This is a genomic window from Streptomyces sp. NPDC001513, from assembly GCF_042894695.1.
GTDB lineage: Bacteria > Actinomycetota > Actinomycetes > Streptomycetales > Streptomycetaceae > Streptomyces.
In genome coordinates this window covers 314490-333605 of sequence record NZ_JBIAVU010000001.1, presented here as the reverse complement: position 1 = coordinate 333605, position 19116 = coordinate 314490, and the positions used below count along the sequence as shown (strand labels likewise).

Genomic DNA, 19116 nt, shown 5'->3' with positions numbered 1-19116 from the left:
CCGGCCTGGGTCGGCCCCTTCGAAGGGCGACGGCGGGTACGCGGACGACGCGCGGCCGATATCAGACGGCCGTGCGGACAGCGGGCGCTGTCGGCTGCACCGGATTCGGTGGCCGATCGTCGTAGCGCGGACCGCTGTTCATGACCCCATCCCAGCGCATTCGGGACGCGGAGACAAGATTCTGAACGGGTCCTTGACAGCCTTCTGACGTGCGTCCGGTGACCCGGCTCACCTCTGTTCGCGCACGTCATCAGGGCCGCGTCAAAGATCGGCGGCCGAGCGGAAGGAACACGTCAGGAAGTGTTGTCGCGGCCGCGGGCCGGTCACAGACTGATGGTGCGACGGAGCCGGGTGACGGTCCGGTGGCGCGCGGCTGGAGGACGGTGACCTGAACACCGTCGGGACAGCGCATCCTGGTCCGGCCCGTGGGGGGTCCGTTCCGATGCGACCGCGCGCTGGTCAACCGTCGCACCACACATGAGCCGTCCGGCATCCGGTGCGGGGGCACCGGGGCCGGACGGCTCGCGTGATGCGGCCACCCCCCTCCGACCTGCATGAAGTCCGTCAGGGCGGAGTCAATTGCCCATATCGGTCCTTGAGTACCGCTCCCCAAGGCGGTTGCATGGACTGCATGGGAGTTCGGACAGCGCGAAGCCGACCGTGTGCCGCGCTGCCCTCCGGGCGCCACGGCGCCGTTTGAGACCCTGCGGCCGGCCGTGCCGACCACCGGCCGCCCGCAGGTTCCTCCCTCCGCCCTCCCCGGCCCTCCCCGGCCCTCCCGCTCCGGAGGGAGGCGACGGGAGGATGCGCACTACGCCACAGGTGGCTCTGTTGGCGTTAAGGACGCATCAGGGTTTGTTCGCTTCCGTGCATGAGTGATCAGTCTGCGTACGCTGGCTCAGCTGTCGATGTCGATGGCTTGTTCTTTGCGTACGACAGGAGTACCTCACGATGGCCACCCCTGCCCGCACCTCGCGCCTGCGCGCGTGGATGCTGGAAGGCTTGACCGCCCAGACCAGTTCGCCCGCCGCGAAGGAGGCGGCGGCCCAGCCCCATGGCCGGCCGTGGTGGCGGGTGATGTGCCTGACGGGTCTGGACTACTTCTCCACCCTCGGCTACCAGCCCGGTATCGCGTTCCTCGCGGCGGGTCTGCTGTCGCCGCTGGCGACCATCGTGCTCGTGCTGCTGACCCTGTTCGGCGCGCTTCCCGTCTACCGCAGGGTGGCGGAGGAGAGTCCGCACGGCGAGGGTTCCATCGCGATGCTGGAGCGGCTGCTGACGTTCTGGAAGGGGAAGCTGTTCGTGCTGACCCTGCTGGGGTTCGCGGCGACCGACTTCCTGATCACCATCACCCTCTCCGCCGCCGACGCGACGGCGCACCTGGTGGAGAACCCGCACCTGACCAGCACCCTGCACGGTCACGAGGTGCTGATCACCCTCATCATGATCGCGCTGCTGGGCGCGGTGTTCCTCAAGGGGTTCAGTGAGGCCATCGGGGTCGCGGTGGTGCTGGTGGCGACGTATCTCAGCCTGAACGTCGTCGTGGTGGCGGTCGGGTTGTGGAACGTGTTCACCGAACCGCAGGTCATCACCGACTGGACGACGGCCCTGACCGCCGAGCACGGCAACCCGTTCATGATGATCGCCATCGCGCTCGTCGTGTTCCCGAAGCTCGCGCTGGGCCTGTCGGGGTTCGAGACGGGTGTGGCGGTCATGCCGCACGTCAAGGGCGACCCGGAGGACACCGAGGACAAGCCCGCCGGCCGGATCCGCGGTGCGAAGAAGCTGCTGACCACGGCCGCCGTGATCATGAGCGTCTTCCTGATCTGCTCCAGCCTCATCACCACCCTGCTGATCCCCGCCGCACAGTTCGAGCCCGGCGGCGAGGCCAACGGCCGCGCCCTCGCCTACCTGGCGCACGAGTACCTGGGCTCCGCGTTCGGCACGGTGTACGACATCTCCACCATCCTGATCCTGTGGTTCGCCGGCGCCTCCGCGATGGCGGGCCTGCTGAACCTGATGCCGCGCTACCTGCCCCGGTACGGGATGGCCCCGAAGTGGGCCCGCGCCCTGCGGCCGATGGTCATCGTGTTCACCCTGATCGCGTTCCTGGTGACGTGGATCTTCGACGCCGACGTCGACGCGCAGGGCGGTGCGTACGCCACCGGTGTCCTGGTCCTGATCACCTCGGCGGCCGTCGCCGTGACCATCGCCGCCCGCCGGGCGGGGGAGCGCGGCTGGACCATCGGCTTCGGCATCATCTCCGCCGTCTTCATCTACACCACCGCCGTCAACATCGTGGAGCGGCCGGACGGCGTGAAGATCGGTGCCTGCTTCATCGCCGGCATCATGGCCCTCTCCCTCCTCTCCCGCCTCGCCCGGGTCTTCGAGCTGCGCGTCACGCACGTGGAGCTCGACGACATGGCGCAGCGGTTCATCCGGGACACCGCCAACCGCACGATCCGGTTCATCGCCAACGAGCCCGACAGCCGGGACCTCGCGGAGTACCGGCAGAAGAAGGAACAGATCCGCGCGGACAACGACATCCCGGCCGAGGACGACGTCATGTTCGTCGAGGTCACCGTCCTGGACGCGTCCGAGTTCGAATCCGGCATGCGCGTCCGCGGCGAGGTCCTGCACGACCGATACCGGGTCCTGACCCTGGAGAGCTCCAGCATCCCCAACGCCCTCGCGGCCCTCCTGCTCCACGTCCGCGACCAGACGGGGCAGCGCCCGCACATCTACTTCGAGTGGACCGAGGGCAACCCGATGGCCAACTTCTTCCGCTTCTTCCTCTTCGGCCAGGGCGAGGTCGCCCCGGTCACCCGCGAGGTCATCCGAGAGGCCGAACCGGACCGCGCCCGCCGCCCCCACATCCACGCCGGCTGACCTGTCCGCGTCAAGACGGCGACAGGAATCCCGCCGGACCCTCGCCACGGCGAAGGTCCGGCGGGATTCTCACTGGCGTGACCACTCGCTCGTACTCCGACCGCGCCGTCCGCCGGACCGTACTCGCCCTCGCGGCGGCCGGCCTCGCCGTCGTGACCACCGGCGCCGCCCTCGACACCCTGTGGCTGCTCGGCATCGGCGTGTGGACCCTCATCGCCGCGATGGTGATCGAACTCGTCTACCAGCCTTAGACGCGGAGCGTCTAGCCGCCGATGTCGCGGCTGCGGAAGTCCTCCAGGGTCTCGCGCCTGACCAGCACGCGGGACGTGCCCTCGTGGACGGCGATCACCGGGGGACGCCCGACCATGTTGTAACCGGAGGCCATGGAGAGCTGATAGGCGCCGGCCACCGGTACGGCGAGCAGGTCGCCGGGGTGGATGTCGCCCGGCAGCTCCACGTCGGCGGCGAGCACGTCACCGGCCTCGCAGTGCCGGCCGACGACCGTGGTCGTGCAGGTGTCGGCGGCGGAGTGACGGCCGATCAGGCGGGGCGCGTAGCGCACCCCGTACAGGGCGGGGCGCGGGTTGTCGCTCATGCCGCCGTCGACGGCGACGAAGACCTTCTCGCCGGTGTGCTTGACGGCGAGCACGCGGTACAGGGCGACCCCCGCAGGACCGGCGACGGCACGCCCCGGTTCGATGACGAGCCGCGGTACGGCCAGGCCCGCGGCGGCGCAGGCTTCGCCGAGCTCGGCGCGAAGGCCCCGGGCGAGGGCGGTGAGGTCGAGGGCGGGCTCGCCCGGCCGGTAGCCGATGCCGTGGCCGCCGCCCATGTCCAGCTCGGGCAGGACGACTCCGTGCGCGTCACGGATGCGGGCCATCAGCCCGACCATCCGGCGCACGGCCACCAGGTACGGCTCCACCTCGGTGATCTGGGAGCCGATGTGGCAGTGCAGGCCGGTCAGTTCGAGCTGCGGCTGGCCGAGTATGCGCGCGATGGCGTCCTGCGCCGAACCGTCGGTGAGCGAGAGCCCGAACTTCTGGTCCTCCGTACCGGTACGGATCTTGTCGTGGCCGCCGGCCGAGACGCCCGGCACCACGCGGACCATCACCTTCTGGTGCCCGTCGGGCCCGACGGCGGCGGCGATCCGGGCGATCTCCGACGGACTGTCGATGACGATCCGGCCGACTCCGAGACGCAGCGCCGCCCGGATGTCCCGGGGCGACTTCGCGTTGCCGTGCAGCACGATGCGCTCGGGCGGGAACCCCGCGGTGACGGCGAGCTCCAGCTCCCCGGCCGAGCAGACGTCCAGGCCCAGGCCTTCCTCCTCCATCCAGCGCACCATCGCGCGGGAGAGGAAGGCCTTGGCGGCGTACAGCACGTCGGCGTCGGGGAAGGCGTCCCGGTAGGTCCGGCAGCGCCCGCGCACCTCGCCCTCGTCGAGGACGTAGGCCGGGGTGTCGAAGCGCTCGGCCACCTCGGCCAGGGACACCCCGCCGACGGCCAGGTCACCGTGCGGAAGCCGGGTCGTGGAGGCGGGCCAGACGGAGAGTTCACCGGCGCTGGCCGGTATCTCGGAGAGGGCGACGGTGGTCATGGTGCGGCTCCCTTTCAGGCGGTCCGGGCGACGGTCTCGGGAGCCTGCGGGACCGCGGCGGTGTCCGTCCCGGTCGGGGCCCCCGTCGGCGTCCCGCTGACCGCGGGTGCGGTGAGCGTCGGGTCGACGGTCAGCAGCGACGCTCCGATCGGTTCGGCCATCGCGCGGAGCGCGGACTCGGAGAGCCGGATCCATCGCTGGCCGGCGCCGAGCGTCGCGGCGAGCCGCTCCGCACTGGTGAAGCCCACGGCGGTACGTGCTCCCAGCGGGGTGCGGAACAGGCGTACCAGCACCTCCGCCCTTCCCGACAGGACCGGCACGTACAGGGGCCCGGCCGGGACGCGTTCTTCAGGCTCCGGGTCGTCGTCGTACTGGAACAAACACATGAGGCCCTCCCAGAGGAACCACGAGTGGCGGTTGAGGCCCGGGATGCGGGGAGGCAGTCCAGGGCACGACAACGAAGCTATCCCCGCCGGTACGCACCCGCGGTCACCCCATGACGCGACCTTTACGGCAGCGGGCCAAGTCCATACGGATCACTGACATGCCCCGAGCCCGGGGTGGCGTCAGGGTTCCGTCATGGTGGGGGGCGGCCGCGTGAGAAGGCCGTCAATATCCCCGCCCCGACCTCCGTCGCTGCCTTTCCATGGGAACCGGTGAACGGCGAGGAGAGGGAAGAGGCCATGCCGAAAGTCGTTGTCGGTGCCACGGGCACCCCGGGGAGTCTGGCCGCACTGCACAAGGCCGCCGCGGAGGCGCGTGTGCGCGGCGCGGAGCTGTGGGTCGTCCTGGCCTGGCAGTCGCCCGGCGGTGAACTCGGCAGCCGCAACGGCCTCGGGCCCGCTGCCCTGGCGGAGTGCCGGGCCGCGGTGGTCGAACGGCTCCGCGACGTCCTCGACACGGCCTTCGGCGCCGCGCACCCCGGTGTCACCCTCGCGGGCCTCACGGTACGGGGAACCGCGGGCGCGGCCCTCGTGGACACCGCGAGCGACCCGGACGACCTCCTCGTGGTCGGTACGGGATCGCGCGCCGCGTGGCGCCGCCTCGTCCGCCCCTCCGTGGCCCGCTACTGCGTCGCGCACGCCGCTTGCCCCGTGCTGGCGGTGCCTCCGTCCCCGCTGGAGGCCGAACTCGACGTGGCCCACCGCCGCAACTTCTGGAGAATGCCGCTGGACCTGCGGGAGCTCGCCCGATGAGCCCTGCCCCGGCCTGCGGAGGCGGCCAGGCTTAGTTCATGGTTTCCTGAATTCATGACTCGCTGTACTGTCGAGGGGTGCTGACCGCTGCCTCCGACATCGAGGTGCTGGCCCGTTTCGGCCGCGCGCTCGCCGACCCGATCCGCTGCCGGGTCCTTCTCGCCCTGCGCCGGGCGCCCGCCTTCCCGGCCGACCTCGCGGATGCCCTCGGCATCTCGCGGACCCGGCTGTCGAACCACCTCGCCTGCCTGCGCGACTGCGGCCTCGTCGTCACCGTGCCCGACGGCCGCCGCACGCGGTACGAGCTCGCCGACGAACGTCTGGGCCACGCCCTCGACCACCTGCTCGCGACCGTCCTCGCGGTCGAGACGGACCCGACCTGCGCCGAAGCCGAAGCGAAGGGCTGCTGCTGAGGTGACCGCGATACCCCTCGGGCCCTCCCCGGCCCGCCGTGACGCCCTCGCCCGCCGCATACGCCTCCTGGTCGCCGCGACCATCACCTACAACGTCATCGAGGCGATCGTCGCCCTCACCGCCGGCACCCTCGCCTCCTCGACCGCGCTGATCGGCTTCGGCCTCGACTCGGTCGTCGAGGTCTCCTCCGCCGCCGCGGTCGCCTGGCAGTTCTCGGCCCGCGACCACGCCGCCCGCGAGGCGCGCGAGAAGACCACCCTGCGGATCATCGCCGTCTCCTTCTTCGCGCTCGCCGCGTACGTGTCCGTCGACGCCGTCCGCGCGCTGACCGGCACCGGCGAGGCCGAGCGCTCGGTCCTCGGCATCGTCATCGCGGCCCTCTCCCTCGCGGTCATGCCGTTCCTCTCCGCCGCCCAGCGCAGGGCCGGGAGGGAACTCGGCTCCGCCTCCGCGGTCGCGGACTCCAAGCAGACCCTGCTCTGCACCTACCTCTCCGCCGTCCTCCTCGTCGGCCTAGTCCTCAACGCCACCCTCGGCTGGTCCTGGGCCGACCCGATCGCCGCCCTCGTCATCGCCGGCATCGCCGTCAAGGAAGGCCGCGACGCCTGGCGCGGTGAGGGGTGCTGCGCCGCCCCGCCCACGGCATCGGCGCCGACCGCCCCCCCGGCGGACGCCTGCGGCTGTCGCCCGGGACGCGACTGCTGCGACTAGGCCGTCTCTTTCGGATCCGGCCTGACCCGAAGGGACGGCCTAGCGGCAGCCGATTTCCACCCACACACACTTGCCGTTGCCGCCCACCGGGCTCCAGCCCCAGTTCCGGCCGAGCCGTTCCACGATGAGGAGCCCGTGGCCGCCGGGCCGGGACGGGTCGGTCCGGTGCGTGGCCCGAGGTGCGGCGGGGCTCGCGTCCGTCACCTCGATCCGCAGCCGCTCGCTCGTACAGCGCAGTGCCAGGGACGTGGGGCCGCCCGCGTGCAGGCAGGCATTGGCCACGACTTCGGACACGAGGAGCAGGACGTCGTCGGTCACCTCGGCTCCGGGTGTGCCCTCCTCCACGGGGCCCGGTGGCCAGCGCCAGTCCGTCAGGGCCCGGCGCGTGAAGTCGCGGCACCGGGTGACCGCGTTCGCGGCCCCGTGCAGCACGAGGAGCCGGGTCAGCTCCGGCGACCGGCCCTCGTCCATCGGTGATCCTCCCCTACGGGTGCTGGGACGTCGCGAGCGCCGCTTCCAGGTCCGTGTGGAGCCGGAAGAGCCGGTCCGCCCCCGTGATGTGGAACATGCGTGCGACAGGTGGGTGCAGGCCGACCAGTTCAAGGGTGCCACCGGATTCCCGGACGGCGAGCCGGCCGCGCAGCAGCACGTTCAAGCCCGTCGAGTCGCAGAAGTCCAGGCGGGTCAGATCGACGAGCAGCCGCCCGCCGTCCGGCCATGCGGTGTCCAGGGCCTGCCGCAGGGGCTCGGCGGTGTCGTGGTCGAGTTCCCCCGCCATGGCCAGGACCGTGGCCCCCTGGAGGGACCGCGCCTCGACGGTGAATCGTTCTCCGTTCGCCGTGGGCATCAGGCACACACTCCCTCTCCCGTCCGGGATTTTCGGGGTACAGCGCGCCTACCCCGTCGCTTGCCGTCCAAGCCTGCGGCCCGGGGGCGCGCACGGCCTGTCGACGCCGTGGCGCGGCCGCGCCCGGTGGGCCGGTTCACGGGTCGTCCGGGACGTGGACGTCGAGGACGCAGATGTCGTCGCGGTTGCCCGGGCAGAGCGCGGCGAGCGTCCGGGCGAGGGTTTCGCCGTGTCCCGCCCGCAGCAGCCGCAGGGTGGACGCGGCGAGCCGGTCGAGTCCGATGCCGATGTCCTCGCCCGGTTCCTCCACGAGTCCGTCCGTGTAGAACAGCAGGCGGTCGCCGGGCTTCAGGTCGAGGACGGCCTGACCGTACGAGGCGTCGAAGGTCGCGCCGAGGAGGCTGCCCGGCGGCTGATCGAGGAAGCTCGCCCGGTCGCCGCGGACCAGCAGGGGCGGCAGGTGGCCGGCCCGTACCCAGGTCAGGCGCCGGTCCCAGGGCTGGTAGCGGGCCATGACCATGGTGGCGGTCGCGGTGGCGGACGGGTCCTTGGCGGTGTGGAGCAGGAGGGTGTTGAGCCGGCGCAGCACGTCGGGCAGGGGCGAGCCGGTGATCGTCATGCCCTTCGTGGTGAACCGCAGCTGCGCCATCGTGCCGACGGCGGCCAGCCCGTGGCCGGCCACGTCCCCGACGACGAACAGGGCGCTTTCGTCCGGAAGTTCGATGGCGCTGTACCAGTCGCCGCCGACGTTGACCCCTCGGTCGGCGGGGACGTACGCGACGTCGATGCACAGGCCGGCCAGTTCCAGGGACTGCTCGGGGATCGGCAGCAGGGTGTCCTGGAGGCTTGCGGCGAGCGCCCGTTCGGCCTGGAGCATGCCGCGCTGGACGAGGACGGCCCGCTCGCTCTCGCGCAGGGCGAGCTCGACGCCGCGTTGCGCGCTGAGGTCCTGGAAGAACCCGTGCACCTCCACCGGTGAGCCGTCGGCGTCCGTCCGGGCCTCGGCGACGATCCGCAGGTGACGCACGCCGTCGGTGGTGGTGATCCGGAACGGCTGGTCGACGGGCTCCCCCGTGCTCAGCAGCTGCCTGAGGGCGGTGCCCAGCCTGGGCAGGTCGTCGGGGAGGACGCGCCGCGGCAGTTCCTCCAGTGCCATCGGCCCGTGGCGGGGGTCGCGGTCGAAGATGGCGTAGACCTGATCGGACCAGGTGACGGTGTCCGTCGCCAGGTTCCATCCGGCCCAGCCGAGGTTGCCCAGCCGCTGCATGTCGGCCAGCCGCCGTGCCTCGCGCTCGCTCGTGTCGTGGCGGATCCAGGACACGACCAGCCGGTTCCCCAGCCTGGAGGCCCGGACCGAGTAGACGGACTGCTGCGGGACCCCGGCGACCACCTCCTCGTAGGTGAAGGGCTCGCCCTCGTACGGCGTTCCCGTCGTGAGCGTCTCCAGGTACCCGTCCCACAGCGCGGTGCCGACCACGGTCGGGTACGTCTCCAGGACCCGGCGGCCGACGAGCTCCTTGCCGCGCCGCCCGGCGACGTCCACCGACTCGGGCGCCGCCGCGTCGATGCGGTAGTCCTCCACCTCGCCGGCCTCCGAGCGCAGGGGGGTGAGCAGGATCGCGGGCCCGGCCAGCGCGTCCAGCATCCGCTGGGCGGAGGCCACGTCCACGCCCGCCGGCTCGGCTTCGGCCTCGCGGGGCCGCTCCGGCATGCCCAGCGGACCGGCGCACAACCGGGCCGCCCGCCGCAGCAGCGCCCGGATGTCGGCGGGGAAGGGCCCCGGCCGCGTCCGCAGGAAGCCGATGGCCTTGTCCGGGGCGCCGTCGGCGGGTACGGGAATCCAGGCGCGGGAGTGCCACCGGTCCGTCGCGTCGGCGATCAGCAGGTAGTGGCGGGCGTCCTGCGCCGGATCCTCCAGCCACAGGGGCCGGCGCCCGGTGACCGCCTCGTGGGCGGCCACGCCGGGGAGCGGGGGGATCTGGCGCCACCGCGCGGCCAGCACGTCGTCGATCCCGGCGTGGCCGATCAGCTCCAGGTTTCCGGCGGACGTCAGGGCGTAGATCATCACCGCGTCCACGCCGGCCCCGGTGCCGAGCACGGTCCGCAGCAGCTCCGCGACGTCGTCACCGTCGTGCGCCGCCGCCAGGCCGTCGGCGAGCCGGGCCAGCGGCGGGCGGAGGGCGGCCGGTTCGCTCCTCGCGCCGGGCGAGGGGGTGACGGGCGCCGCGGCGGGTGGGGATGGGGGTACGGGTGCCGTTCCGGGCGACGGGTGCGCGGGGATCTGCCCCAGGGTGAGCCAGCACTCCTCCAGAAGGGTGCGGCCCCCCGCGGCGGCCCGGCCGAGCAGCATGTCCTGGGCCGTGTCCGCGGATACGCCCGACTGGGCCATCAGGACGCCCTTGGCCCGTTCGACGACGGCCGTGGTCGCGGCGGAGCCTTCCAGGTCCACGACTTCCGATCGCAGCCTGGCGACCACCTTGGCGAGCGCCAGCACCTCGGGCCCGGCGCCCTCGCCCGCAGGCGCGGCATCGCCCTTCATTCCTTGAGCATGCCACGGCCGTACATTCATCCGAGAATTCGGCACGAATTGCGGAGCGCCTGTCACGGAAGCAAGGTGGGCAGCAACCCCTTCCAGAAAGGAACCACCCCGTCATGAGCAAGGCAAAGGGCAAGGCCAAGCAGGTCAAGGGCAAGATCAAGGAGCGCGCCGGCAGTGCCATGGACGACAAGGGCATGCAGGCGGAGGGCAGTGCCGAGCGGATGAGCGGCAAGGCGGAGGAAATGACGGCGAAGGCCTCGGACAAGATGAAGAGGGCCACGGGCAAGTCCTGACCCGCCCCCGAACCGAATCCCGTACGGAGTGCCCCGCCCGGCAGCGGCCCGGCGGGGCACTCGCGCACGCTCCGGTGAATGAAGCGCCGGGAGCGGGGCAGCCGAGTCCGGGCGGGGCACCGATGCCGCCGCGTGCGCCACGGAAGGAGTTGTTTTCGCGTGACCGAACATGCGTGGACCTACCGCTCGACCGCCGGCCACCTGGCCGGTGCCGATCTGACCGGGTACAAGGTCGAGGCGACCGACGGCGACATCGGCAAGGTGGACAAGCACTCCTACGAGGTCGGTGACGCCTACCTGGTCGTCGACACCGGTGTGTGGATCTTCGGCAAGGAGGTCCTGCTCCCGGCGAGCACCGTCATCCGGATCGACGCGGACGAGGAGAAGGTCTACGTCGACGGCACCAAGGAGCAGATCAGGAACGCCCCCGAATTCCACCGTGACAGGCACCTGGGCGACGTCGACTACCGCGAGGCGCTCGGCACGTACTACTACTCGGCCGGTGGCCCCCTCGGCCGCCGCCCGGTCTGACCCGGCACGGAATGGGGCCCGAACTCGTCGAGTTCGGGCCCCATTTCGTGTCCACCGTTCTGTTCGTACCCGAAGTTCGAGGGTAGACGCGATTCGAGAGGCCACGGCGGATCCAATTGTTCCGCCGAATTCCCAACGTGAGAACGAGGGACAACATGATTCTCGTCGGACTGATTCTCCTGATCGTGGGATTCCTGACCGGAATTTCCATCCTGTGGACCCTCGGGGTCATCCTGCTCGTGGTGGGGGCGGTGCTGTGGGTCCTGGGTTCGGTCGGGCACGCGGTCGGCGGCCGGCGCCATTACTGGTAATGGTCCGGGCGGTCCGCGGACGGAGCCGTACGGCTCCGTCCGGCACAGACAGCAGCTCAACGGTCGGGGTGAGGCGACAGTGGACACGACGGGAGCAGCCGCCGGCGATCCTCGGCGTGCGGGCGTACCGGTCACCGGCCAGCGCCGCCGGCTCGCCCTGCGCAGCGTCCGGGGCGCGGTCGGCAAAGGCCGTGACTTCACCCGCCAGACCCTGCGGGACTGGGGCTGGGACCGCGGCGAGAGCGCCGAGGACGCCCTGCTCGTCGTGTCCGAGCTGGTGACCAATGCGGCCCTGCACGCGCGGGGTTGCCACGAACTCGTCCTGACCGCCGGTGAGACCCTGCGCATCGATGTGCTCGACGGCGCGAGGGCGCTGCCGCGCCCCCGGGCCGTGCCCCGGCCCGGTGTCCCCGGCGGCCACGGCCTGCACATCGTGCAGCGGCTCTCCGACCGGTGGGGTTCCTACGCCCACGGCACCGGCAAGGTCGTCTGGGCGGAGATCGAGGCCTCCCGGCTGGCGGACCGTCAGCCGGGTCCGCGTAACGAACCGTTCGCCGGGTAGGCGCGCCCGTATGACATGGAGTGGAGCGCGGCGCGGTGAGCAGGCCAAGGAAGCGGTTGTTCCGGTCTCCGGGGAGCGGCACCGTCCGGCGCACCCGGCCGTCCGGGCACTGGCCATGGTGGCGGCCTTCGCCGGCACCGTCGCGTTCAGCGTGGTCCTGGCTCGGCTGACGCTGGAACCGTCCGCCGCCTCGGCGGCCCTCGTGCACAGCAACGTCCACCCCGGCCGCTCGATCAACGCCTACCTGGACGGGACGTCGACGATCGAGGCGGTGCGCCAGCTGGGCGGGAACCTCCTGCTGGGCGTGCCCTTCGGGGTGCTCCTGCCCGTCCTGCTGCCCCCGGCCCGGGGGCTGTTGCGGGTCGCCGCCGTGACGGTCTGCCTGATGACCCTGGTGGAGCTCACCCAGGGGGCCCTCGTCACCGGCCGCGTCTTCGACATCGACGACGTCATCCTCAACACGGCCGGAGCGCTCCTCGGGTACCTGCTGATCGGCCGCCGGCTGGGCCGGGCCGTGCACCCGCGCCGCAGGCACTGGTGGCACCGCCTGACCCGTCACCGCCTGACCCGCCGCCGCCTGCCCCACCGCCGTCCGCGGGTGCGTCCGGCGGCAACGGAGCCTCGTGACACCTGAGTTGTGACTCATGAGTACTGCACACCCCATCGGTGACAGCGGTGACTGTCGCCGCGTCCGCCGGGCGTGACACCTTCGGTCTGCCGCCGACCGAGGGAGCAGGAGTGAACAAGGGGTACGCAGCCTTCTGCGACACGGACCGCTGGTTCTACGACGCGCCGTACCGGCGGGCCGGTGAGAACTACGCGGCGGCCGACGCCCCCGTCCCGGCGGGGTGGCGCTCGCACCGCAGCGGCGACTGGTACGCCCTGCGCCCCGTCGACGCCGAACTGCCCTCACAGGGCTGGAAGATCCACGTATCGGCCACGCTCGACAACGCCGAGTCGCTCCTGACGACGGTGTACGCGTACTGCACCGCCCGGGGCATCGCCTTCAAGTTCATACCGAGCCGGTACCTGCTGCACCTGCGCAACGCCAAGTACGCCGACCGCGCCGCGAGCGGGAAGTTCATCACCGTCTACCCGGCCGACGAGGAGCAGTGCCGCCGGATCGCGGAGGACCTCGACGCCGCGCTGGCGGGGGCGGCCGGCCCGTACATCCTCAGCGACCTGCGGTGGGGCGCCGGACCGGTGCACCTGCGCTACGGCAGCTTCACCCTGCGGCACTGCTACGACGAGCACGGCGAACTGGTACCGGCCATCGAGGCCCCCGACGGGCGGCTCGTACCGGACCTGCGCGGGCCCGCCTTCCAGCCGCCCGAGTGGCTCGAACTGCCCGACTTCCTGAAGCCGCACCTCGCGGCGCGCTCCGCGGTCACCCTGACCGACATCCCCTTCACGGTGGAGCGGGCCCTGCACTTCTCCAACGGCGGCGGTGTCTACGTCGGGAAGGACAGCCGCACCGGCGAGTCCGTGGTCCTCAAGGAAGCCCGGCCGTACGCGGGCCTCGCGGCCGACGGCGCCGACGCCGTGACCCGGCTGCACCGCGAACGGGCCGCACTGGAAAGGCTGGCGGGCCTGGACTGCGTCCCGGCGGTCCGCGGCACGTTCACCGTCGGCGACCACCACTTCCTGGTGCTGGAACACCTCCCCGGAAAACCGCTCAACACCTACTTCGCCCGACGCCACCCCCTGATCGAGGCGGATCCCGACCCCGCGGAGCTCGCCTCGTACACCGAGTGGGCCCTCACGATCCACCGGCGGGTCACCGAGGCCGTCGACGCCGTGCACGCCCGCGGCGTGGTCTTCAACGACCTCCACCTCTTCAACATCATGGTCGCGGAGGACGAGAGCGGCGAACCCACCGTCGCGCTCCTGGACTTCGAAGCCGCCGCGCACGTCGACGAGGGGCTGCGCCAGACCGTGGCCAACCCCGCCTTCGTCGCCCCGGCCGAGCGGCGCGGGTTCTCCGTGGACCGCTACGCCCTCGCCTGCCTGCGGCTCGCCCTGTTCCTCCCGTTGACCAGCCTGCTCGTCCTGGACCGGGCCAAGGCCGCGCATCTGGCCGCCGTAGCCGCCGAGCAGTTCCCCGTACCGCGGCGGTTCCTCGACGAGGCCGTCGAGGAGATCCTGTCCGGCGTCCCGCAGGGCGCGCCGGGCGGGCGGCTGCCCGCACCGGCCGGACCGTACCTGCCCGTCGAACCGGGGCAGTGGCCGGCCGCTCGTACGTCGATGACCGCGGCGCTGCGGGCGAGCGCCACCCCGGACCGCGAGGACCGCCTCGTCCCGGGCGACATCGCCCAGTTCGCGGCCGCCGGGGGAGGCGTCGGCTTCGGCTACGGGATCGCCGGAGTGCTCCACGCCCTCGCCGAGACCGGTGCCGGACCCTGGCCCGAGGCCGAGGAATGGCTGCTCGACCAGACCGCGAAACCCGTCTCCGGCACCCCGCTCGGCTTCTACGACGGTCTGGCCGGCACGGCCTGGACGCTGCACCGGCTCGGACACCACGACCGCGCCCTCGCCCTCGTCGGCCTGCTGCTGGACCAGCCCTGGGAGAGCGCGGGCCCCGACCTGCACAGCGGACTGGCCGGCATCGGCCTGGCCCTCGACGCGCTCGGCACCGCCACCGGCGAGAGCGGACTGCACACCGCCGCCCGGCGCTGCGCCGAACTGATCGTCCGGCCGGACCGCCGGCCCCGCCGCGCGGGACTCCTGTACGGCAACTCCGGCGCCGCCCTGCTCCTCGTGCGGCTGTACGAGCGCACCGGCGACAAGGAACTGCTGATCCAGGCCGCCGAAGCGCTCCACCGCGACCTCGACCGCTGTGTCACCAGCGCGTTCGGCACCCTCCAGGTGAACGAGGGCTGGCGCACGATGCCGTACCTCGGCGAGGGCAGCGTCGGCATCGGCATGGTGCTCGACGACTGGCTGGAGCACGGCCCGGACGAGCGCTTCGAACAGGCCCGGCGCGAGATCGTACGGGCGGCGCAGGCGACCTTCTACGCCCAGCCCGGGCTGCTGCGCGGCGCCGCCGGGATGATCCTCCACCTGGCCCGGACCACCACACCCGGCCCGGGCACCGGGCCCGGAGCCATCGCCCGCCAGATCGACGCACTGGCCCGGCACGCCGTGCCGTACCAGGGGCATCTGGCCTTCCCCGGCGAGCAGATGATGCGGCTGTCCATGGACCTCGCCACGGGCACGGCCGGTGCTCTCCTCGCCCTCGGCAGCGCCGCGCCCGGCGGGCGCGCGCACCTGCCGTTCCTCCCGCCGCTGCGCGAGCGCGCGGCGGCCCCCAAGCCGGTCCCATCCGGGGCCGTGACCCATCGCACCACCCCAGAGAAGAAGAGGAACCTGACATGACGCTTCTTGACCTGCAGTCGATGGAGACCCCGAAGGAAGAGACCACCGAGGCGATGGGCGGCGGCGGTGGTGGCGGCAGCCGCGCCAGCCTGCTGCTCTGCGGCGACAGCAGCCTGAGCCTCACGACCTGTCACTGACCCAGGTCACCTCGGGCCCGGGCGGTTCTCCGCCCGGGCCCGCACCACATCTCTGGAGGCATCCGCACCGATGAGTCCTCCCGACGCGGCGTCCGACGCGGTGCCCGACACGGCGCGGGAGCCCGCCGTGGGACGCACCGCCGACCGGGCGCTCGTGGCAGCGGCCCGGCACAGTGGCGGGCGCACCGCGGCCGTCCTCGGATGCGCCGTGACGGCCGCCGCGGCGGCACTCGCCGAGCCCGCCGTCCTCGGCCACACCCTGGACCTGCTGCTCCGACGCGACCCGTCGGGCCCCGTCTGGACGCTGCTGTGCGCCGCGGTCATCGTGGCGGAGGTGGCACTGGACGCCGTCGCCGCCCGGCTGACCGGCGAGGTGGACGGCCGTTCCACCGCCCGGCTGCGCAGGCTCGGGCTCGCCGGGCTGCTGCGGACGGCCCCGCACCACGCCGCCCGCCACGCGCCCGGCGAAACCGCCGCGCGGCTGACCGCGCACGCCGCCGAGGCCGGGAAGGTCCCGGCCGCCGCCGCGCACGCCGTCGCCGCACTGCTGCCGCCGCTCGGCGCGGTGGTCGCGCTCTTCCTCATCGACGTGTGGACGGCGCTCGCCTTCCTCGCGGGCGTGCCGCTGCTGGTGCTCCTGCTGCGCGCCTTCACCCGCGACACCCGTACCAGCATCGCCCGCTACCAGCAGGTCCAGCTCGCGACCGCCGGCCGCCTCGTCGAGGCACTGGCCGGAGCGCGCACGATCGCCGCCGCCGGTACCGCCGACCGCGAACGCGCCCGGATCCTCGCCCAGTTGCCCGAGCTCGGCGCCGAGGGCAGGCGCATGTGGCAGGTCTACGGCGGCACCACGGCCCGGTCCACTGCCCTCATGCCGATGCTCCTGTACGCGGTCCTCGCCGTCGGCGGCATCCGCCTGTCGGCCGGGGCCATCGGGGTCGGCGAACTCCTCGCCGTCCTGCGGTACGCCGCCCTCGCGGCCGGCATCGGCGCCGTGACGGGCGGGCTGGCGGCCGTGATCCGCGGCCGGGCCGCCGCCCGCCGGACCGCCGACCTGCTGACACTGCCCGTACTCGACCACGGCCGGGCGGAGCTGCCGGACGGCGGCCCCGGCACCCTGGAACTGCGCGGGGTCCGGGTCGCACGGGGAGGCACGACGGTCTTGCACGACATCAGCCTGGTGGTCCCCGGAGGCTCCACGGTGGCGGTGGTGGGCAGGTCGGGCGCCGGCAAGACGCTGTTCGCCGCCGTGGCCGGCCGGCTCACCGACCCCGACGCGGGGGAGGTGCTGCTGGACGGCGTACCCCTGCGGGAGCTGACCGCCGAAGCACTGCGCCGCGAGGTCGGGCACGCCTTCGACCGGCCCGTGCTCCTCGGGGACACGGTAGGCGAGGCGATCGGGTTCGGCGCCGGTCCGGCCCCGGACCCCGAAGCGGTGCGCGCCGCGGCCCGCGCCGCCGGCGCCGACCCGTTCGTACGGCGCCTGCCCCACGGGTACGGCACGCGCCTCGCCGATGCCCCGCTGTCCGGTGGCGAGTTCCAACGCCTCGGCCTGGCCCGGGCGTTCTGCCACGCGGGCCGGCTCCTCGTGCTGGACGACGCCACCTCCAGCCTCGACACCGTCACCGCCCGGGAGGTCGAGCGGGCGCTCATCCACCGGGTCCGGCCCGGCACCCGGATCGTGGTCGCGCACCGCCTCTCGTCCGCGGCCCGCGCCGACCTCGTCGTATGGCTGGAGGAGGGGCGGATGCGGGCGGCCGGCTCCCACGCCGCACTGTGGCGGGACGAACCCGCCTACCGGGCGGTGTTCGCCGCCGACGCGAGGGCCGCGGCGGACGGGGAAGCGGCGACCGAAGCGGTATCGGAGGCGGCGCGGTGACCGAAGGCGAACGCAAGAGCGGGGGCGGGGGCGAGGGCGAGGCCTGGCGCCGGGTGGCCCCCGAGGGCCGCCGGTTCCTGCACGGCCGCAAGGGCGCCGTGGGACGGCTGGCGGCCTGGTCGCTGCTGGAGTCCGCGCACACCTTCCTCGGCGGCTACGGCGTGGCCCGCGCCCTCGACGACGGCTTCCTCGCCGGCCGCACCGCCACCGGTCTCGCCTGGCTGGCCGCGGCCGGAGCCGGAGCCCTGCTCGGCGGGTTCGCGCTGCGCGGTGTGTTCGCCGGACTCGCCGACCTCGTGGAGCCGCTGCGGGACGGCCTGGTCCGGCGGGCGGTGCGGCATGCCTTGGACCGCGCGGTCGCCGACCCGGTGCGCGCCTCCGACGCGGGCGCGGTCTCCCGGCTGACCCAGCAGACGGAGATGGCCCGGGACTCCTTCGCGGGACTGGTCCTGACGGTGCGTTCGTTCGCGTTCACCGCCGTGGGCGTCCTCGCGGGCATGGCAGCCCTGGACCCGGTCCTGCTGCTGGTCGTGCTGCCCCCGCTGCTGCTGGGCGTGGCCGCCTTCCTGGCCACCCTGCGCCCCATGGCGTCCGTGCAACGCCGCTCCCTGGACACCGACGAGGCGCTCGCGGACCGGGTGGGGGCACTGGGGGAGGGCCTGCGTGACGTCGTCGCCTGCGGCGGACAGGAGGCGGCGCGAGCCCGGGTGGAGCCGCTGATCGCCGCCCAGGAGCGGCTGGCGCGGACCCTCGCGCGCTGGGCGGCCGTACGCACCCTGGCCCTGGCTGCGGCGGGCCGGCTGCCGGTGATCGCGCTCCTCGCCGCGACGCCCTGGCTGCTCGGGCGCGGGATCACCGCCGGTACGCTGGCCGGCGGTCTCACGTACGTGGCGCAGGCGCTGCTGCCCGCCCTCAACTCGCTTATGATGGCGCTGGGTTCGGCCGGGACCCGGCTGGTGGTGGTCCTCGAGCGCTTCTGTGAGCCGTCGCCGGGGGAGCCGGACGGACACCGCGCGACGAAGCCCCGGGCGTCGGTCCACACCGGCCGGCGGACCGCCGCCGCGGCCGAGCTCCGGGACGTCACCTTCGCCTACGGCCCCGGCGCGGCCCCCGTACTCGACGCCCTCGACCTGGTGGTGCGGCCGGGGGAGCACCTCGCCGTGGTCGGGCCGAGCGGCATCGGGAAGTCGACGCTCACCGCGCTGCTCGCCGGAATGCTCTCACCCGACGCGGGGACGGTCCTCGTCGCCGGCGCGGCCGCCCGCCGGGACCCGGCCGCCACGGGACCGGACCCGCGGCGGACCCTGCTGCCGCAGCAGGCCTACGTGTTCACCGGCACGGTGCGGGAGAACCTCACCCACCTGTCCCCGCACCCGGGTGCCCCCGGGGCCGGGGACGCCCCGGTGCGGCGCGCCATCGGCGCCCTGGGACTGGAGGACCTGGTGGAGCGGCTGGGCGGCCTCGACGCCGAGGTGTCCCCCCGGCTGCTGTCCCGAGGGGAGTGCCAGCACCTCGCGCTCGCCGCCGCCTATCTCTCGCCGGCCCCGCTGCTGCTGCTCGACGAGGCCACCTGCCACCTGGACCCGCGTACGGAGGAACGTGCGGAACGGGCCCTCGCGGACCGTCCCGGCACCCTCGTCGTCGTGGCCCACCGGGTCTCGTCCGCGGCCCGCGCCGACCGGGTCCTCGTCCTCGACGGGACCCGGGCCGTGTGCGGCACGCACGCGGAACTCCCGGCCAGGTCGCCGCTGTACCGCGATCTGGTGGGCGGGTGGAACGGCACGGACGATTGACGCGGCCGGCCGCCTCCGCCGGGGGGGCCTGAGCAGGCCCGT

The 19116-nt window shown here is 73.2% G+C and carries 19 protein-coding genes; 14 read left to right on the top strand and 5 right to left on the bottom strand.

Features of this window, described 5'->3' with window-relative positions:
- Positions 1 to 951: 951 nt before the first annotated feature.
- Together ACFYZ4_RS01680 and ACFYZ4_RS01675 are read left to right on the top strand one after the other, a co-directional pair.
- On the top strand, positions 952 to 2889 hold the full coding sequence (locus tag ACFYZ4_RS01680; protein WP_390782681.1) for an APC family permease: 1938 nt from the start codon (positions 952 to 954) through the stop codon (positions 2887 to 2889).
- Positions 2890 to 2966: 77 nt separating this feature from the next.
- Positions 2967 to 3140, top strand: a complete 174-nt coding sequence (locus tag ACFYZ4_RS01675; protein WP_351288861.1) for a hypothetical protein — start codon at positions 2967 to 2969, stop codon at positions 3138 to 3140.
- A gap of 11 nt (positions 3141 to 3151) precedes the next feature.
- Here the strand turns inward: ACFYZ4_RS01675 and lysA are convergent, their stop codons facing one another.
- The gene (lysA, locus tag ACFYZ4_RS01670) at positions 3152 to 4486 is read right to left on the bottom strand and encodes a diaminopimelate decarboxylase (RefSeq protein WP_351288863.1); all 1335 of its coding nucleotides are present in this window, start codon (positions 4484 to 4486) and stop codon (positions 3152 to 3154) included.
- Positions 4487 to 4500: 14 nt separating this feature from the next.
- Positions 4501 to 4872 carry an SAV_915 family protein gene (locus ACFYZ4_RS01665; RefSeq protein ID WP_351288865.1) on the bottom strand — a complete coding sequence of 124 codons (372 nt, stop codon included), beginning with the start codon at positions 4870 to 4872 and terminating at the stop codon, positions 4501 to 4503.
- A gap of 297 nt (positions 4873 to 5169) precedes the next feature.
- Between ACFYZ4_RS01665 and ACFYZ4_RS01660 the strand changes: the two genes are divergently transcribed.
- The 3 genes from ACFYZ4_RS01660 to ACFYZ4_RS01650 all read left to right on the top strand — a co-directional run bounded on the left by ACFYZ4_RS01660 (position 5170) and on the right by ACFYZ4_RS01650 (position 6807).
- Positions 5170 to 5682, top strand: coding sequence for a universal stress protein (locus ACFYZ4_RS01660; protein ID WP_390782680.1), 513 nt, complete (start codon positions 5170 to 5172; stop codon positions 5680 to 5682).
- Between the two features lie 77 nt (positions 5683 to 5759).
- Positions 5760 to 6095, top strand: a complete 336-nt coding sequence (locus ACFYZ4_RS01655) for an ArsR/SmtB family transcription factor (RefSeq protein WP_390782679.1) — start codon at positions 5760 to 5762, stop codon at positions 6093 to 6095.
- 1 nt (position 6096) lies between these two features.
- A complete protein-coding gene (locus tag ACFYZ4_RS01650) occupies positions 6097 to 6807 on the top strand; it encodes a cation diffusion facilitator family transporter (RefSeq protein WP_390782678.1) in 711 nt (236 codons plus the stop codon).
- A gap of 39 nt (positions 6808 to 6846) precedes the next feature.
- Here the strand turns inward: ACFYZ4_RS01650 and ACFYZ4_RS01645 are convergent, their stop codons facing one another.
- The 3 genes from ACFYZ4_RS01645 to ACFYZ4_RS01635 form a co-directional block, all read right to left on the bottom strand.
- Positions 6847 to 7278: an ATP-binding protein gene (locus tag ACFYZ4_RS01645; RefSeq protein WP_390782677.1), complete on the bottom strand. Its 432-nt coding sequence runs from the start codon at positions 7276 to 7278 to the stop codon at positions 6847 to 6849.
- 13 nt (positions 7279 to 7291) lie between these two features.
- A complete protein-coding gene (locus tag ACFYZ4_RS01640; protein ID WP_351592565.1) occupies positions 7292 to 7654 on the bottom strand; it encodes an STAS domain-containing protein in 363 nt (120 codons plus the stop codon).
- A gap of 136 nt (positions 7655 to 7790) precedes the next feature.
- Positions 7791 to 10193 (bottom strand): SpoIIE family protein phosphatase, encoded by a 2403-nt coding sequence (locus ACFYZ4_RS01635; RefSeq protein ID WP_390782676.1) that lies wholly within the window; start codon positions 10191 to 10193, stop codon positions 7791 to 7793.
- A 113-nt stretch (positions 10194 to 10306) separates the two neighbouring features.
- Between ACFYZ4_RS01635 and ACFYZ4_RS01630 the strand changes: the two genes are divergently transcribed.
- The 9 genes from ACFYZ4_RS01630 (at position 10307) to ACFYZ4_RS01590 (ending at position 19074) form a co-directional block, all read left to right on the top strand.
- Positions 10307 to 10486, top strand: a complete 180-nt coding sequence (locus ACFYZ4_RS01630; protein WP_351288879.1) for a CsbD family protein — start codon at positions 10307 to 10309, stop codon at positions 10484 to 10486.
- 159 nt (positions 10487 to 10645) lie between these two features.
- The gene (locus ACFYZ4_RS01625; protein WP_351288881.1) at positions 10646 to 11017 is read left to right on the top strand and encodes a PRC-barrel domain-containing protein; all 372 of its coding nucleotides are present in this window, start codon (positions 10646 to 10648) and stop codon (positions 11015 to 11017) included.
- Positions 11018 to 11172: 155 nt separating this feature from the next.
- Positions 11173 to 11328 carry a DUF6131 family protein gene (locus ACFYZ4_RS01620; RefSeq protein WP_351288883.1) on the top strand — a complete coding sequence of 52 codons (156 nt, stop codon included), beginning with the start codon at positions 11173 to 11175 and terminating at the stop codon, positions 11326 to 11328.
- 79 nt (positions 11329 to 11407) lie between these two features.
- Positions 11408 to 11890, top strand: a complete 483-nt coding sequence (locus tag ACFYZ4_RS01615; protein ID WP_390782675.1) for an ATP-binding protein — start codon at positions 11408 to 11410, stop codon at positions 11888 to 11890.
- A gap of 10 nt (positions 11891 to 11900) precedes the next feature.
- Entirely contained in the window at positions 11901 to 12524 is a 624-nt protein-coding gene (locus tag ACFYZ4_RS01610; RefSeq protein WP_351288887.1) for a VanZ family protein, read from the top strand.
- Between the two features lie 104 nt (positions 12525 to 12628).
- Entirely contained in the window at positions 12629 to 15265 is a 2637-nt protein-coding gene (gene lanKC, locus ACFYZ4_RS01605) for a class III lanthionine synthetase LanKC (RefSeq protein WP_384340639.1), read from the top strand.
- A complete protein-coding gene (locus tag ACFYZ4_RS01600; RefSeq protein WP_351288889.1) occupies positions 15262 to 15402 on the top strand; it encodes a SapB/AmfS family lanthipeptide in 141 nt (46 codons plus the stop codon). Before lanKC ends, ACFYZ4_RS01600 begins: the two co-directional genes overlap by 4 nt.
- A gap of 70 nt (positions 15403 to 15472) precedes the next feature.
- The gene (locus tag ACFYZ4_RS01595) at positions 15473 to 17281 is read left to right on the top strand and encodes an ABC transporter ATP-binding protein (RefSeq protein ID WP_390782674.1); all 1809 of its coding nucleotides are present in this window, start codon (positions 15473 to 15475) and stop codon (positions 17279 to 17281) included.
- Positions 17278 to 19074, top strand: coding sequence for an ATP-binding cassette domain-containing protein (locus tag ACFYZ4_RS01590; protein ID WP_390782673.1), 1797 nt, complete (start codon positions 17278 to 17280; stop codon positions 19072 to 19074). The genes ACFYZ4_RS01595 and ACFYZ4_RS01590 overlap by 4 nt, the downstream gene beginning before the upstream one ends.
- Positions 19075 to 19116: the final 42 nt, after the last annotated feature.

Excerpts from the sequence above, each read along its gene's own strand:
- ACFYZ4_RS01680 (WP_390782681.1), top strand. The coding sequence starts at position 952 with ATGGCCACCCCTGCCCGCACCTCGCGCCTGCGCGCGTGGATGCTGGAA.
- lysA (WP_351288863.1), bottom strand. The coding sequence starts at position 4,486 with ATGACCACCGTCGCCCTCTCCGAGATACCGGCCAGCGCCGGTGAACTC.
- ACFYZ4_RS01665 (WP_351288865.1), bottom strand. The coding sequence starts at position 4,872 with ATGTGTTTGTTCCAGTACGACGACGACCCGGAGCCTGAAGAACGCGTC.
- ACFYZ4_RS01660 (WP_390782680.1), top strand. The coding sequence starts at position 5,170 with ATGCCGAAAGTCGTTGTCGGTGCCACGGGCACCCCGGGGAGTCTGGCC.
- ACFYZ4_RS01645 (WP_390782677.1), bottom strand. The coding sequence starts at position 7,278 with ATGGACGAGGGCCGGTCGCCGGAGCTGACCCGGCTCCTCGTGCTGCAC.
- ACFYZ4_RS01640 (WP_351592565.1), bottom strand. The coding sequence starts at position 7,654 with ATGCCCACGGCGAACGGAGAACGATTCACCGTCGAGGCGCGGTCCCTC.
- ACFYZ4_RS01635 (WP_390782676.1), bottom strand. The coding sequence starts at position 10,193 with ATGAAGGGCGATGCCGCGCCTGCGGGCGAGGGCGCCGGGCCCGAGGTG.
- ACFYZ4_RS01630 (WP_351288879.1), top strand. The coding sequence starts at position 10,307 with ATGAGCAAGGCAAAGGGCAAGGCCAAGCAGGTCAAGGGCAAGATCAAG.
- ACFYZ4_RS01620 (WP_351288883.1), top strand. The coding sequence starts at position 11,173 with ATGATTCTCGTCGGACTGATTCTCCTGATCGTGGGATTCCTGACCGGA.
- ACFYZ4_RS01610 (WP_351288887.1), top strand. The coding sequence starts at position 11,901 with ATGACATGGAGTGGAGCGCGGCGCGGTGAGCAGGCCAAGGAAGCGGTT.
- ACFYZ4_RS01600 (WP_351288889.1), top strand. The coding sequence starts at position 15,262 with ATGACGCTTCTTGACCTGCAGTCGATGGAGACCCCGAAGGAAGAGACC.
- ACFYZ4_RS01595 (WP_390782674.1), top strand. The coding sequence starts at position 15,473 with ATGAGTCCTCCCGACGCGGCGTCCGACGCGGTGCCCGACACGGCGCGG.